Origin of the sequence: Streptomyces sp. NBC_00016, from assembly GCF_045040885.1 — a bacterium.
Lineage (GTDB): Bacteria > Actinomycetota > Actinomycetes > Streptomycetales > Streptomycetaceae > Streptomyces > Streptomyces coriariae.
The window spans coordinates 58626-71921 of sequence record NZ_CP108305.1; the positions used below are offsets into that span (position 1 = coordinate 58626).

Annotated in this window: 16 protein-coding genes; 9 read left to right on the forward strand and 7 right to left on the reverse strand. The window is 69.7% G+C overall.

Features of this window, described 5'->3' with window-relative positions; translation table 11 throughout:
- Positions 1-97 precede the first annotated feature (97 nt).
- Positions 98-433, reverse strand: a complete 336-nt coding sequence (locus OG933_RS45370; protein ID WP_405633769.1) for a hypothetical protein — start codon at positions 431-433, stop codon at positions 98-100.
- A gap of 82 nt (positions 434-515) precedes the next feature.
- On the reverse strand, positions 516-1184 hold the full coding sequence (locus tag OG933_RS45375) for an HNH endonuclease family protein (protein ID WP_331730940.1): 669 nt from the start codon (positions 1182-1184) through the stop codon (positions 516-518).
- Positions 1185-1416: 232 nt separating this feature from the next.
- Between OG933_RS45375 and OG933_RS45380 the strand changes: the two genes are divergently transcribed.
- The 6 genes from OG933_RS45380 (at position 1417) to OG933_RS45405 (ending at position 7211) form a co-directional block, all read left to right on the forward strand.
- On the forward strand, positions 1417-2028 hold the full coding sequence (locus OG933_RS45380) for a DUF6417 family protein (RefSeq protein WP_331730944.1): 612 nt from the start codon (positions 1417-1419) through the stop codon (positions 2026-2028).
- A 106-nt stretch (positions 2029-2134) separates the two neighbouring features.
- Positions 2135-3061: a GNAT family N-acetyltransferase gene (locus OG933_RS45385; RefSeq protein WP_331730947.1), complete on the forward strand. Its 927-nt coding sequence runs from the start codon at positions 2135-2137 to the stop codon at positions 3059-3061.
- Positions 3062-3264: 203 nt separating this feature from the next.
- Positions 3265-4632 carry a hypothetical protein gene (locus OG933_RS45390; RefSeq protein WP_331730952.1) on the forward strand — a complete coding sequence of 456 codons (1368 nt, stop codon included), beginning with the start codon at positions 3265-3267 and terminating at the stop codon, positions 4630-4632.
- Positions 4633-5230: 598 nt separating this feature from the next.
- Positions 5231-5449, forward strand: coding sequence for a hypothetical protein (locus OG933_RS45395; protein ID WP_142270027.1), 219 nt, complete (start codon positions 5231-5233; stop codon positions 5447-5449).
- Positions 5446-6351: a sigma-70 family RNA polymerase sigma factor gene (locus OG933_RS45400; protein WP_405633770.1), complete on the forward strand. Its 906-nt coding sequence runs from the start codon at positions 5446-5448 to the stop codon at positions 6349-6351. Before OG933_RS45395 ends, OG933_RS45400 begins: the two co-directional genes overlap by 4 nt.
- Positions 6348-7211, forward strand: coding sequence for a hypothetical protein (locus OG933_RS45405; RefSeq protein ID WP_331730967.1), 864 nt, complete (start codon positions 6348-6350; stop codon positions 7209-7211). Before OG933_RS45400 ends, OG933_RS45405 begins: the two co-directional genes overlap by 4 nt.
- A 73-nt stretch (positions 7212-7284) precedes the next feature.
- On the opposite strand, the gene OG933_RS45410 is transcribed toward OG933_RS45405, so the two are convergent.
- The gene (locus tag OG933_RS45410; RefSeq protein ID WP_331730970.1) at positions 7285-8025 is read right to left on the reverse strand and encodes a hypothetical protein; all 741 of its coding nucleotides are present in this window, start codon (positions 8023-8025) and stop codon (positions 7285-7287) included.
- A gap of 16 nt (positions 8026-8041) precedes the next feature.
- Here OG933_RS45410 and OG933_RS45415 point away from each other — a divergent pair, with 16 nt between their 5' ends.
- From OG933_RS45415 to OG933_RS45425, 3 genes are all read left to right on the forward strand, one after another.
- Entirely contained in the window at positions 8042-8230 is a 189-nt protein-coding gene (locus OG933_RS45415) for a hypothetical protein (RefSeq protein WP_405633772.1), read from the forward strand.
- Positions 8231-8666: 436 nt separating this feature from the next.
- Entirely contained in the window at positions 8667-9467 is an 801-nt protein-coding gene (locus tag OG933_RS45420; RefSeq protein ID WP_331730973.1) for a hypothetical protein, read from the forward strand.
- A 58-nt stretch (positions 9468-9525) separates the two neighbouring features.
- Positions 9526-10008 carry a hypothetical protein gene (locus tag OG933_RS45425; RefSeq protein WP_331730976.1) on the forward strand — a complete coding sequence of 161 codons (483 nt, stop codon included), beginning with the start codon at positions 9526-9528 and terminating at the stop codon, positions 10006-10008.
- Between the two features lie 12 nt (positions 10009-10020).
- On the opposite strand, the gene OG933_RS45430 is transcribed toward OG933_RS45425, so the two are convergent.
- From OG933_RS45430 to OG933_RS45445, 4 genes are all read right to left on the reverse strand, one after another.
- Positions 10021-10902, reverse strand: a complete 882-nt coding sequence (locus tag OG933_RS45430) for an IS5 family transposase (RefSeq protein WP_331731027.1) — start codon at positions 10900-10902, stop codon at positions 10021-10023.
- 204 nt (positions 10903-11106) lie between these two features.
- On the reverse strand, positions 11107-11322 hold the full coding sequence (locus OG933_RS45435; protein WP_331730979.1) for a hypothetical protein: 216 nt from the start codon (positions 11320-11322) through the stop codon (positions 11107-11109).
- A 77-nt stretch (positions 11323-11399) separates the two neighbouring features.
- Positions 11400-12221: a hypothetical protein gene (locus OG933_RS45440; protein WP_405633774.1), complete on the reverse strand. Its 822-nt coding sequence runs from the start codon at positions 12219-12221 to the stop codon at positions 11400-11402.
- On the reverse strand, positions 12194-12946 hold the full coding sequence (locus OG933_RS45445; protein ID WP_405633776.1) for a hypothetical protein: 753 nt from the start codon (positions 12944-12946) through the stop codon (positions 12194-12196). Before OG933_RS45445 ends, OG933_RS45440 begins: the two co-directional genes overlap by 28 nt.
- Positions 12947-13296: the final 350 nt, after the last annotated feature.

Genomic DNA, 13296 nt, shown 5'->3' on the forward strand with positions numbered 1-13296 from the left:
GGGCGCCTCGCAAGGATCAACAGCCACCGGCGTCGGCCTGGCCTGCTTCCGAGGAGGGGCTCATCGCGTTCTGACCAACGGCCTTGCGCGCCTCTGATCAGCCATCCATACGGATCCCCTTGAATCCGGGCCCCAGCCCCCGCCGCCGGGAACGCTGCGCGGAACGCCGCAGGACCGGCACTTCCACCGTGGCCGCCGTGCCTTCGTCGTCGCCGAGTCCGAGCTGCCGGCGTGCATGGGCGGTGGCGGCCGTCACCGGCGCGAGGGCGGCCGCGAGGTCCGGCCCGAGCGCGGACAGTGCCCCGGCGAGGGTGTCGATTGCGTCCAGGGCGTCGTCCGCGGCCGCCGGGCTCCAGCATTCCGGCCCGGTGGTATCGGCGAGGTGGCAGGCGCTCTCGGCGGCCGTCTCGGCGTGCTGCTCCACCCCAGGCATGGCGTTCGGCGACAGTTTCACGCCCGTCCAACGATTCCCGGGCGGAAAAGATCACCAACAGTGCCGGCGGTTTCTGCTGGAATCAGCGGGCTCGGACGACTTCGATGACCGTGTCCGGGCAGCCGTCGAGGACTTCGGTGAGCACGGCCTGTTCGGCAGGGTCCACGGCAAGCCCCCAGCGGATTTTCACGGCGATCCAGTCGGTGGCGTACGTGCAGCGGTAGTCCTGGGCGGGTGGCTGCCACGTGGCCGGGTCCTGGTCGGCTTTCGACCGGTTGCTGGTGGCGGAGACGGCGATGAGGGCGCGGGGGTCGTCGAGGTCGTTGGCGTAGGCCTGCCGTTCGGCCGGCGTCCATCCGGAGGCGCCGGAGTCCCAGGATTCGGCGAGCGGGACGAGGTGGTCGATGTCGAGGGCCCGGGCCTGGGCGAAGGCAGTGTCGTCGTACGGCGAGTACCAGGTGCCGCCGCTCAGCGTGCAGTTGGCCCCCTGGTCGGGCGCGGTGACGGCTTCCTCCAGGAGGACCTCGTTGCGGGTGCTGCAGCCGTCGCGGTCGGCGTCGATCCAGTGCCGGAACTTCGTGCGTTCGTAGCCGGCGCGGTTCTCGTCCTGCACGGTGAGCGCGGCCAGAGCGTCGCGGACGGGAAGAGCGAGGGTGTCACCAGGGGCATGCCACAGCGATGCCGGAGTGGGAGAGACAGCGTGGGCGGTGGGGGCGAGCAGGGCGGCAAACGCGGACAGCGCGGCGGCCATGACGCTGGCGGTGCGGGGGTGGCGCACGGAGACGGGTCCTCTCGAAGATCACAAACGGTTGGTGATCTTCGTAGTGGCCGCGTCGACGTCGTGACGGCTGTTCGGCTCAGGGTTCACCCGCGCGGTGGGCAAGTCACACGATCGCATGAGATCGGCAGCGAACACCTCGAGCACTTTCGGGTGGTGCGGCACGCTCGTGTCGGCCGTAAGGCCGGCCGTACGGCCGCTGTCGATGACGGTATGGGGTGGCGAGGTGCAGGGAGACAGGACGCTCGAGGCGCTCCGGGCGGTGTGGGCGTACCAAGAGAAGGCCGAACACGGCTGGGTGCTGGATGCTGCGGCGCCGTCGTTCCAGCGACGCGCACGCTCTCTGGCGGGGGATGGGCTGGTGGACACCGCCGACCGGGAGACGCGTGCGGAGCTGTCGGCATGGGAGGGCCGTCCGGTGCGCTGGGCGGTCCGCTTGTCGGCGACCGGGCACGACCTGCTCGCCTACGCCGGCGTCCGGCCGGCTCCGACGCCCCTGGAGCCGGGGCCGGGGGAGCAGTTGGTGGAGCTGGCGCCCTCGCAGATGACAGCACTGCGGGTGTTCGCCAGCCTGGCGGGCGAGCTGAAGTCACCACCCGCGACAGGCCTTGCCGAGCAAGTCCGTACGGCCGTGTACGACCGAGGCGCAAGGCGGTGGCAGCTGCGTCTGACGCAGGAGCAGATGGAGTCGGCGGCGTACGGATTCTGGCTGCATCGGCTGACCGGGTCCGCGGCTGAGGCCAACCGCTTCGGCCGCGATTACAAAGTCCTGTTCATCCCGGAGCCGAGGAACAGCGAATCAGCTGCCCTCCCGTGACGTTGCAGGTTCCGTGCCTTCGGGCCTGCTGGGAGCGCGGACTGCTTCGTCAACCGGCTCACCTACCGCGCCGCCTTGCCGTCGCCGAAGGCATAGCGTGCGCGGCATGCGCTTCCGCTGGGACTGGCTCGGGCCTGTGCTGTCCGTGCCGTACGTGCCGACCCTCGGACCGGTCCACCCGGGCGGCCTGCTCGCTGACCTCTTCGCCGCCGTGGTGGAGACCGCCGGGACGGGCCGCTTCCTCCCGCACGACAAAGACAGGCGGTGGGCTGACCGCAAGGCGGAGCAGGTCCTGGCCGATGCCGTCGAGCACGAACAGCGGCGAACGCTCGTGCCGACGCTCACCAGAGAGGGTGCCGGCGCGGTGAAGGTCTACGTCTACGGGGACGGTCCGGCTGTGGCCGTCGATCTTGCGCGGGAGCTGGCCGCCGCCCATGGTGCGGCGCGGGCGCGCGTCGTGTGCTTCCTCGGGCCGGACCAGCCCGGGGTGGCTGCCGGGGGTGGTACCCGCGTCCAGCTACGGGAGTTCGCTGGCGGTCCCGGGCTGCCCCCGGCGGTCCCGGTCCACGAGTACAAGCAGCCGGTCGACGGGGCGGGCTTCGGGGAGTTCGCCGACGCCATGGCGGGGGACGGGTTCGCGTTCCTGTACGGACGGATGCGGGCCGCGGCGGTCGGGCCTGTGCTGACCGTGCTGCATCACGGCCGCGTGGCCGGTGCCATCGGTCCGATGGAGATCATGACCGACGCCGCCGGCGCGGCGCGCCTGTTGCCCCAGTACTTCGGCGTCCTGCCGCAGCACCGCGGGCGCGGGTACGGGCGGGCCCTGTGGCGCGCAGCGATGCACTGGGGACACCGGCACGGCGCCGCCTACCAGCTCCTCCAGACCGAGGTCGGCGGGGCAGCGGACCAACTGTGCGCGGCGGAGGGCCTGGTGCCGCTCGGAGTCGTCCATCAAGCGGAGGCCCGGGCCGGCCCGCGCCTCGTCCTCCCGGCTGCCGGGAGCTCCGGGGGCGCCTGTCCCGCCGAACGCTGAGACAACCGGTACGCCCCGAACCGCTATGAGTCGCGCGGAAGATTTCAGTGCCCAGGTCGCAGCCTCGACCGATGGAGTCTTCCCTGCTGCCCCACAGGGAGACTGGTCCGGCCGAGTGAGGCAGCAGGGGTCCTGGTCGGACGTGGACCGGTGGGACGCGGCGGTAACGGCGGAGAGGGTGTCGGAGGCGAGCGCTAGGGTGCGTGGCCGTGGACGCTACTGATCTTGAATACCGGGCCCGGACGCGGTCCGGGTGCATCCCGCCGGAGCTGGTCTCGCGGCTGATCGAACGCGGACACGTCGACGTGGTGGAGGTGCACGCCGGACGCGGGGAGTGGTTCTGCGCGCTGGCGTGGGCGCGGTCGCTGGGTGAGCAGGGCCGGCAGGCCGACGCGTTGGAGGTGCTCGGCCCGTACCTGGCGACCGGCTGGTGGACGGCTGTCGCAGCCGCGGCCGAGCTGCTGGGGGGCTGGGGTCGCGTCGACGAGGCGATCGAGATGACCCGGGTCCGGATGGAGGCCGGACATCCGATGGCTTTGGAGTTCTACACGCGCCTGCTCGCGCGGCACGGCCGCGCCGAGGAGGCGTTCACCCTGCTGCGCCGGCACATCGGCGAAATGCCCCTCGGCATCTTGGTCGATGTTGCGGGCGCCGCCGGTCGCGACGAGGAAGCCGCCGCGCTGGTCGCCGCTCGGACCGAACACCGGTGTACTGACTTCCCGTGGTGCTGCCGAGGCATCGATCGCGACACGGCATTCGGGTACCTGGCCGTGATCCGCGAGCGCCAGGGCCGTACCGACGAGGCGATCGCCCTGCTGCGCGCCAGCAGCACCAGCCTGCTCAACAACCGTGAGCAGCTGGCCGCGGTCCTGGGACGGGACGGTCGGCTCGACGAGCTTCGGGCAATGGCGGCGACTGACGACTCAGGGTGCGCAGTTCGGCAGCTCGCGCGGTTGCTGGAGGAGGCCGACGACGTGGAGGGGGCGATCGCGGCATACCGGCAGGCCGGCACAGCGGTGGCCGGCACAGCGGTGGCCGGCACCTCCTATTCGGCGTTCGAGCTTGCGCAGCTTCTGGCCCGGCACGGCCGGGGGAGCGAAGCGATCGACGTGATGCGGGGCCGGGCAGACATCTACAACGGGTACGACTGGGTCCTCCATACGCTGGCCGAGCTGTGTCTCGACCAGGGCCGCCCGGAGGAAGGCCTGGCACACCTCGACGCCCTCGCCGCCGCCCGCGGGGGCGAGGAGGAGTGGGACCTGTACTGGATACGGCTGCCGCTGATCGCCGCCCGTGATGGCGTCGACGAAGCGGTCGCACAGGCCCGTTCCCACCCCGAGGGCGCCACCTGGTACGCGGCGTCGCACATCGCCGAGCTCCTCGCCGGCGCCGGATGTACCGAGGAGGCCGTCGCCGTCCTGGAACAGCAGTCCTCTTCGAACTGCTCTGACCTGGCCGGGTATCTGATCGACCTCGGTCGCGTCGAGGACGCGTTGGCCATCCTCCTGCAGCCTGCCCCCCGCCCGCCCAAGTGGGCGGGCGGCCTCTGGCGCGACGAGCCCCCGTTCTGAGAGTCAGCCCGCTGCCCGGGTTGCCCTGCGGCACTGTTTCGCACCCGGCCGGCCTGAGCGGGGTGTCCTCGGCTACCAGCTCCGCGAGGATTTCGCGCTGGCCGGCTTCGGCCTGATCCGGAGGATCGGCAGCTGATCCGGTAAACGGTTGTCAGTGGCCTCGGCTACGGTCGCGGGTGGTCCCTGGCGGACCGCTCCGCTCCCGCCTGGCCTCCTACAGCGGCCGGGCGGGAGCGGGTGACGCTCGCTCCCCGGTTCTCGGCACGGGAGCGGGCCCTTCCGGATGGAAGGCCGACACCCGAAGGCGTCCTGTTCCATTGACGCGGGTGCGCCGTGCAATTTCAAGGAGAACCGGGAACTTCCACCCTCCTGCATGCCGTACCTGGCGTTCTTTGCGCCTGAGCGGTCATCCGTGCGCGCCCGGCGCCGCCCTGTGACAGTCATTGTTCCGTGAATCAGTGATCACGTGGCGTAGCAACTTCCTCTGTGGCCATGCTGGTTGCTCTTCCCGGTCGGCGGCTTCGGCACCCGCCTTCGGGGGAGCCCTGCGGCTTCCGGATGGGCCGTACGGGACATGGCCGACACCAGAGGAGTTTGGATGCAACGGAAGCAGACGGTGATCATCATGGCGACGGCCACGGTGTTCGTCTGGAGTGTGGTGATGGTGGCGATCGGCCAGACGGCAGCGGTCGCCACGCTCGCCCCGGCCCTCGGGCTGACCGTGCAGCAGATCGTCCACGCCGCCCGCACGCAGGCCGCGCCGGCCTCGGGACACCGCGTGGCGGCGGTGCCGGACAAGGAGGACGACGCCACGTGACGACGCCCTTCGAACCGCCGGTACCGCCGGCCAGTCCGGCCCCCGTGCGCCCCGGGCGCAAGCTGGGGCCGATCGCGGAGAACGTGGGCAGCGCCCACCGCGCCTGGCTGGAGCCGATGCGGGAGACGTATCTGCGCAGCGGTCTGACGCTGAGCGAGCTCAGCCTGCGGGTTCTACTCGCCAAGTCGAAGATCTCCGAGCTGCTGCGCGGAACCGGACTGTATCCGCGCTGGGAGATCGTCCTCAGCCTGTCCGCGGAGCTTGAGATGCCCGGCTGGCCCCTCTACCGGCTGTGGCGCCAGGCCGCGTTCGAGGCCCACAAGAGCCGGGAGTGGGTGGAACGCTCCGGCCAGAAGGGCGCGCTGACCACCTCTCACACGGCCCCGCCGCTGGACCACCGCGCGTTCCGCGAACTGGTGGAGAACGACTACGGCCTCTACGCCCAGGTCTTCCTCGACGACGACCAGCGCGACACCGCCGTCTCCGACACCTTCGACATCCTCTGGCTGTGCTGGAACGACGCACTCGCCAGCCCGGACACCCGCAGCTTCGCCTGGAACGTCCTGCGCGCCACCGTCATGACTCGGACCCTGCACCTGGACGGCCGGCCCGAACTGGGCGGCGCCGCCTTCGACACCGTCGCCCTGCAGTCCCTGACCACCGAGACCGACCGCCTCGACCAGATCGCCGAAAGCCTCCAGCTGTTCAAGGCGATGAGCCGGCTGCCCGACCACCAGCTCGACGTCATGGTGCTGCGCCGCCTGTGCGGGATCGCCCCCGAGCACGCCTCCGCCCTCCTCGGGGTCCCGCTGGCCACCGTGCGCTCCGACGAGCGTCACGCCGTCCACTTCCTGCAGAGCGTCATCTGCCCGCCGCCCGAGACCGAAGGGAACGCCGAATGACCTGCATCGAAGAGATCCTTTCCAGGGCCCTGCTGGTCCGTGACCGCACCATGCCCCGCGACATCGTGGCGGCGTCCGCACCCCCGGCGAGCACCGAGGCCCGCCCGCCCGGCGCCGCGAACACCTCCACCGCGGCAGCCGAGGACCTGCGGGCGCTGTGCGAAACCCTCGTCACCCACACCCCGCCCACCGCCGTCGCCAACTTCGTCACCGACCAGGTCCCCGAACCCCGCAGCGCCCTGATCCTCGCCTGCGTCCTGCAGCTGACCGACACCAGCGACGGCGCACGCTTTTGGTGGCAGTACGCCGCCGGAGCCGGCCAGCCCGCCGCCGCGTACTGCCTCTACCTCCACCACCTCGCCTTGGGCGAGAGCGACGCCGCCGACTGGTGGCACCGCCAGACCGACGACGTCCAGCCCGCGCCAGGCCTCGCCGTCCAGGAGCACCGCCCGGACCCACAACCCCAGGGGCCGTGGCGAGCGGCCGAGCACCGGGTCACCAGCACCTCCACCACCACGATCCTGCGAGTCCTTCGCCACCTCGCGAAGTACACCGCCCGGCCCCGCCCCGCCGCTGTCACCGCACTCATGACCTACGTCCCCAACGCCGTCGCCGTCGGCTACCTACGCCAGCCCGAGACCGAACTGCCGATGCCCGGACCCGACTTCGCACGCAGGATCAGCACCCTGCTCGCATCAGCCGCCAACCGGCCCGACGTCTACACCAGCCTCCCCGCCCGCCCAGCACCCCGCCCACGCCCCCGGCCCGACTCCGGTCAACCCGCACCGAGCCCCTCCACCGGCAAGGCTCCCGAAGAGGTGAATCCGCAGTTGGGAGAAGCCGCAACTCGGTCGCGGTGACATCACCCCACCCGCGCTTTGTGGGAGGCGGTCGGAGAGTTGCTGCCGGACGGCTGGCCGGTCACATGGGGTGCTACCAGCGATCTGTGATGGTCTTTGCGGTCTGCGCGACACCAGGGTCGAGTGGGGAGGCGACGATCAGAGCTGCCTGGTCTGCACGGCGTGCGTGGGCGACCAGGTCGTGGTCGCCCACGTGGACGTGTCCCAGGAGCGGGATGCCAGCAGCGATCATGTTGGTTTCGACCGCTTGGATGAAGCCGGGCACGGGCTCGGCAGGGGGCAGTCGGCGACTGCCGGTGATCATTCCGAGGAACGCGGCGGGACGGTGGTAGAGGAAGTTGAGGTGCCGCTCGCGCAGCAGCGCGGCACTCTGGTCGGGGGTGAGCGGACGTTCCTGGCGTTCTTCCGGTACCGCACCGTGGGTGAGGGTCTCGGTGACCGGGGCGCCGTTGGTGGCGGCAAGCACGATGAAATGGTCTACGAGCTGGCGGTGCGGCCAGGTCGGGCGGCCCATGAGCACCACGGTGTCGAAGTGGCGGCGTCCCAACTGCAGTGCGTCGCGGAGCGGGCTGTCGTCGCCCGTGAGGTACTTGGGGTCGGCGGGCGGAGTCGACCAGGAGGTGTGCTGTTCGACCAGCAGCCCTTCCTGGCCCCGGCCGGTGGCGGCTCTCCACAACAGCGTGCTGCGGGAGCCGGGCCATGCCTGCTCCCGCTGTTCGGCCGCCTTGCGTTCCCGGGAGCGTCGGGAGTGCAGACCGCACCGCGGCACCTGTTCCCTCGACCCGGTGAGCCGCCCGGCGGGACCACCACGCATTACTGTGGAAGTCGTCGTGTGGGACAGCGACTCCACCCTTCCTGCGGCCCGGGCCGCCGATCCCGACCGGATCGGTCAGCACGGCCTCAAGATCGTCAAAGCTGTCGCTGAGGACCTCGCCGTCGAGCGGCAGCGGCTCGGCAAACGCATCACCGCCCGTATCGCCCTGGCCGACACGAGGGGCAGCAACACCCGCAGACCGTAGGGGGCAGAGGCGGCGATCGGCTATAAGTCGGGTGACGGCAGGGGGGCCCGGGCCGGGCTAGGTTCGGGCCCCTCGTCTGCATACGCGTTCACGGGGGGTATGCACGCGTCGCACTACCCAACGAGGTGGCGGGAGGACCTGCGACGGCGTGCTTCGTCGCGGCCGACCGGGCGGCACGGCGTGGACCTGGATCGGCGGGCGGCCGGCGCCAATGCCCAGCTCGACCGTCCAGTCTGCCGCCCCCGACCAGCTGGGACTGCTGCAGGGTTGGGTGGCAGCGGCGGCTATGGCCTCGCGGCCGACCTGGCCGGTGGCCGATAATACGGCGCCAGTGTGTGACTCAGATCACGTTGCGGTGACCAAGATTTGTTGCCGGTGGTATCGCTTCACGGGGCCGAGTGGTGAACATCCCAGTTCGTGAAGGGAGCGATACGCCGTGAACCCCGAAATGAGCCAGCGCACCAGCTTCGCCGTCCTGTCAGAAGACACCGGCAACGGACGTGGGATCGTCACGGCCACCGAGACCGGTATCCGCTTGGTGGAGCATGGCGAGCGTAGCGAGCGCTTCGCGTGGAACACGAAGCGCGGACCGGACCTCGTGCAGGCCTTGACCGTCCGCGGCTTGGTCAGCGGCGCCTGGACGACCGACGGCGAACCCACGTACACCACCGACAAAAGTGCTGCTGAGGTCGACCACTTCGCAGCCACAATCCTTGTGGTTCCTCGCAGTGTGCGGTGGCTGGAGGCCGTGTCCACCGCCCTGGTCGGCAACTGGTGTGCCCCTCTCAGGCAAGCCGGCCACCTGCCTCAGACCGCGCTCGGCGCGCTCAAGGCGGAAGCCCGTGCTGTGCACCGGCAGTTAGTGCCGTTGTGGCGGCGCCGGACGCGACACGGCCGGGTGCTGTCCCTGGACGCCGACCTGGGTGGCGGGCTGTCGCTCCACGACCTGGTCGCCGCCGATGTCGACCTGCTCGCCCACACGACGGGCGGAGTGTTCGATGACGAGCGGCTCAACGCGGTGCTGCGCTGCCTGTCTCTGGCCGAGCGGCAGGTAGTGATGGCGTACGCCGCGGGCGAGGGCACGACGTGGTCGGAGGCAGCCGCTGCCGTTGGCGCCGCTGCTCCGGAGGCGTTCGGCGAGCGAGTCCGCCGTAAAGCCAAGCGACTGGCCGCCGAGCAGATGCGCCGCATGACGCAGCGCGTCAGCGGGCCTGCCGAATGGGGAACGAGCGGCTAGGTCCTGTCCGACGGGTCGTGCACTCGCGTGGGCGTCAACAAGGTGGTGCAGCGATGATGTGCGGGTGTTCTACGAAGATCTCAGTGAGTACGACTACCAGGACGAGGATTCGTTCACGGACAGCGAGTCGGGCTTCTACGCGCTCTGGTACCGCCCGGCGTACGCCCGCCTGAACGTCGGCTGGCTGGAGGCTGGCAAGCCGTACTCGACTGGAACGGTCCCCACGGAGTTCGTGGAGAAGCTGAAGGCTGTTCAGGGGGTCCAGTGGGTGAACGTCTGCCTTGGGGTGCACGAGTGCGATCTGTGTCCTCAAGAAGAGGCTCCGGAAGGGAACGGTGAGATGCGGATCCCGGGCGAGTCCGGCATCGCCTATGCCGCTCCGTTCCTGATCACCCACTACATCACCGCCCACGGTTACCGGCCGCCGCAGGTCTTCATCGATGCCGTTCTCGCCGTCGATCTCGACGCCTGGGCCGCCACACGATGGCCCGACGTCCCCTTTCCCTGGGTTCCGGACGACGCGGAACGCATGCTGGAGTAGCGGCGAGCGGCCTCACGTGCGCAGCCAGAGCCGGATCGAGGCGACGGTTACCGTGCCATGAAAGACATAGGCCCTCTTGTCGTAACGGGTCGCGACCGCGCGGAAGATCTTCAGCCGGTTAATCGTCCGTTCCACTTCGTTGCGGCGCCGGTAGATCCCTCGGTCGAACCCGGTCGGACGGCCACCCCTACTGCCGCGCCGCTGGCGGTTTGCCCGCTGATCCTTGGGCTCCGGGATGGTGTGCTTGATCTGGCGCCGCCGCAGATAACGACGGTTGCGGCGCGACGAATAGGCTTTGTCGCCCCCAAGATGATCGGGCCGAGTACGCGAGTGTCCGCCGGCTGGCCGCGGAACCCGGATCTGTTCCAGCACAGGGATCAGCTGCGGGGCATCACCCCACTGACCGGGAGTGATGACGAAGGCAAGCGGGCGACGTCCGCCCTCACCCGCCAAATGGATCTTGCAGGTCAGCCCGCCCCTTGAACGGCCCAGGGCCTCGTCTGGCCGGTGTCGGACGGGCGTGCTTCGTCTGCCGGGAACTCTCGGCGGCCGGGAATGGGCACCTGCCGAGTGTTGATGAGCCCGGCAGGAGGTCGAGTCCACGCTGACCATGCTCCAGTCGATCCGGCCCTCGGCATCGGCGTCGGCCTGGACGGCCCGCAGGATCCTCTCCCACGTGCCGTCTGCTGACCACCTGCGATGCCGGTCATGAATGGTCTTCCACTTCCCGAAACGGGACGGCAGGTCCCGCCATGGCAGGCCAGTCCGCTGTCGGAACAGAATCCCGTTGATCACCCGCCGGTGACACTGCCATCGTCCACCTCGGCCCACACTCCTCGGCAGATGCGGTTCCAGCCGAGCCCATTCCTCATCCGAAAGATCACCCCGCCCCACGTCGACCGAAACGATCCACCACAAGGCGAGTCACGCGACCCATCGGACACGGCCTAGGGCTGTTCACGCTCAAACCGTGGTCGTCACTTCGTCGGGGCCGGCGGCCGCGCGGACGGTGTCCGGCCCGCACAGGAGCCAGGTCCGCACAGCAGCCGTTCACCGAGCTGCCGTGGGCGCTTCGTCGGCCGATCAGGTGCCCACGGCTCACGCCGCCCTGAGGACCCTGAGGGCGATGTTCATCAGGTCGGGCACGGCCTCGGGTGGCACGACGCGCATGGCCACGTACGTAAGGACGAGCGTCACGATCGCAAAAAGAGCGAACCGGACAATTCCGGCAACATCGGCCTCATGGACCTTGTCTATGGCGCGCCAGACGATCAAGGCTAGGACAGCCAAGGCGAAAACAATCAGAACGATCATGGTGGTGGGGTTCCTTCGACGAGAGGGGCTCACCTCTCGGTCTCGGCGTCCAGCACCACCGGCAAAAAATCTTGGAACTATTCTTGGCTCTGTCGCTGCGACATACGGCGAGCCTGCTCGACGGCGAGCCTCCGGGCCTTGCGGCGGACCCGTTCGCCGAAGGCCTCCGGATCGGTGGCGCCGGCAACCGCTGCCGCTTCGCTCCAGGTGGTGCCCTCACCCTCGGCGTACGCGAAGACCGCCCGCCGTTCAGCCGGATGGAGGCCCCGCAGCACGCAGTTGAGGCGCTCATCCTCGAACAACCCGCCGGTCGTGCCCGTCAGGAGGTCGGCGTCGGCGGCGACGAGGTCATACAGCGACAGGCCGCCGAGATCGGCATCCAGAGACAGCATTCGCCCGTGCCGGGTGCGGCGTCGCCACAGCGGTACCAGTTGCCGGTGCAGCGTCTGCGCCTCTGCCTTCAGCGCGCCCAGCGCGGTGTGGGGCAGCAGTCCTGCGCGGAACAGCGGGTCGCACCAGTCTCCGAGAAGAGCTGTGGCTACTGCCTGCCGCCACCTGTCGCTGCGGGGAAGCACCAGGGCGGTGGTGGCGAAGGCGTCCACTTCCCCGGGGCAGCTGGCCAGCGAGACAGACGTGTTGTCGGTGAGGTACTCCACCACGCCGGTTGTTCTGCCCCGTAGGCGCAGCGCCTCCACCAGGTCCGAGCCGGAGCATGGGGTGTCGCCGAGGGGCGTGCGCGGGTCGGTACGGCGGACACCGTCCTCGGTCGGCGTGACCACCATGATCGACAGACCGGGGGAGGGTTCGATACCGGGAGGGACCGCGACGCTTGTGATGATCGGATAGGTTCGGCGCTGCTGGTGCGGAGCATTCACTGGGCGTTGCTCCTTGTGGTGCACGGCTGACTGGAGGCGGGCTGCATCAGATCCCGACGAAGGGCGGTTCGGCGGGCCTGTTCGTTGGCGAGCCGTTTGGCTTTTCGCCGGACGCGTTCACCGAGGGCCTCTGGGTCGGAGGCGCCGCAGAAAGCGGCGGCTTCCGTCCAGGTAGTGCCCTGACCTTCGGCGTACGCGTAGACCACTTGCTGTTCCTCCAGGGAGAGGGTCCGTAGCACCCAGTTGAGCCGGTCGTCCTCGAACACCCGGCGGGTCGTAGGGGCGAGCAGCTCGACGTCGGCGGCCAAGAGGTCGTGCAGCGACAACCCGTGGCCGAGCTCGGCATCGAGCGACAGCATTCGGCCGTGCCGTGTGCCCCCGCGCCGGTGGACCGGCACGGATGCCCGGTGCCAGGCACGGACTTCGGCTCGAAGTACGGAGCGGACGTCGAGGGCCAGGAAACCGGTGTCCCAGAGCGGATCGCTCCACGATCCTCGCAGGGCCATGTCGACGGCGTCGTACCAGCGCTTGCCGCGGGGAAGCCCGAGGACTCCTGCCGCATGTTCTGCCGTCCATTCCGGCATAGTCCCGACGAGTTGCCCTCGCCCGTCCACTGTGTTGAGGACGTCCTGGCTGAGCAGCAGCATGTAGCCGAACTCGTCCGCGGCCTGCCCGGGAGCGGGAAGGTCTGGGCTCAGGTCCTCATTTCCGACGAGGCGAACTCCGCCGCCCACGGCCGCGATCTGCACCGTTCCATTGGGGCGGTGAACGGTGGGCGGGCGTGATGTCCGGTAGTCAGACAACAAGGTGATCTCGAAGCCGGAGTACCGAGTGCGGGGCGGATACGGAGGCGGGAAATACGAGTCGAGCACTGGGGCGCTCCTTGAGGTTGGAAGAGAGTGTCCTCTCCCGGTGCCGGGCTCTGTCGGAAACGGCAATAAATCTTGGATGGCCCCCTGAAAACATGCGTGGGCTACCTCAGGAGGTCTTCCCTGGCAGCGGATGCGTTGAGATGGAAGCGAGGTAGCAGCCTGCTGGGCGGGCGGCGTCGGCCCTCGGGGTCAGCGCTTGGTGCATGCGGGTACGGCGAGGATCCCGA

Coding starts and splice junctions, on each gene's coding strand:
- OG933_RS45405 (WP_331730967.1), top strand. CDS start 6,348: ATGACCTGCATCGAAGAGATCCTTTCCAGGGCCCTGCTGGTCCGTGAC.
- OG933_RS45435 (WP_331730979.1), bottom strand. CDS start 11,322: ATGATCGTTCTGATTGTTTTCGCCTTGGCTGTCCTAGCCTTGATCGTC.
- OG933_RS45385 (WP_331730947.1), top strand. CDS start 2,135: ATGCGCTTCCGCTGGGACTGGCTCGGGCCTGTGCTGTCCGTGCCGTAC.
- OG933_RS45375 (WP_331730940.1), bottom strand. CDS start 1,184: ATGGCCGCCGCGCTGTCCGCGTTTGCCGCCCTGCTCGCCCCCACCGCC.
- OG933_RS45370 (WP_405633769.1), bottom strand. CDS start 433: ATGCCTGGGGTGGAGCAGCACGCCGAGACGGCCGCCGAGAGCGCCTGC.
- OG933_RS45380 (WP_331730944.1), top strand. CDS start 1,417: ATGACGGTATGGGGTGGCGAGGTGCAGGGAGACAGGACGCTCGAGGCG.
- OG933_RS45410 (WP_331730970.1), bottom strand. CDS start 8,025: ATGCGTGGTGGTCCCGCCGGGCGGCTCACCGGGTCGAGGGAACAGGTG.
- OG933_RS45395 (WP_142270027.1), top strand. CDS start 5,231: ATGCAACGGAAGCAGACGGTGATCATCATGGCGACGGCCACGGTGTTC.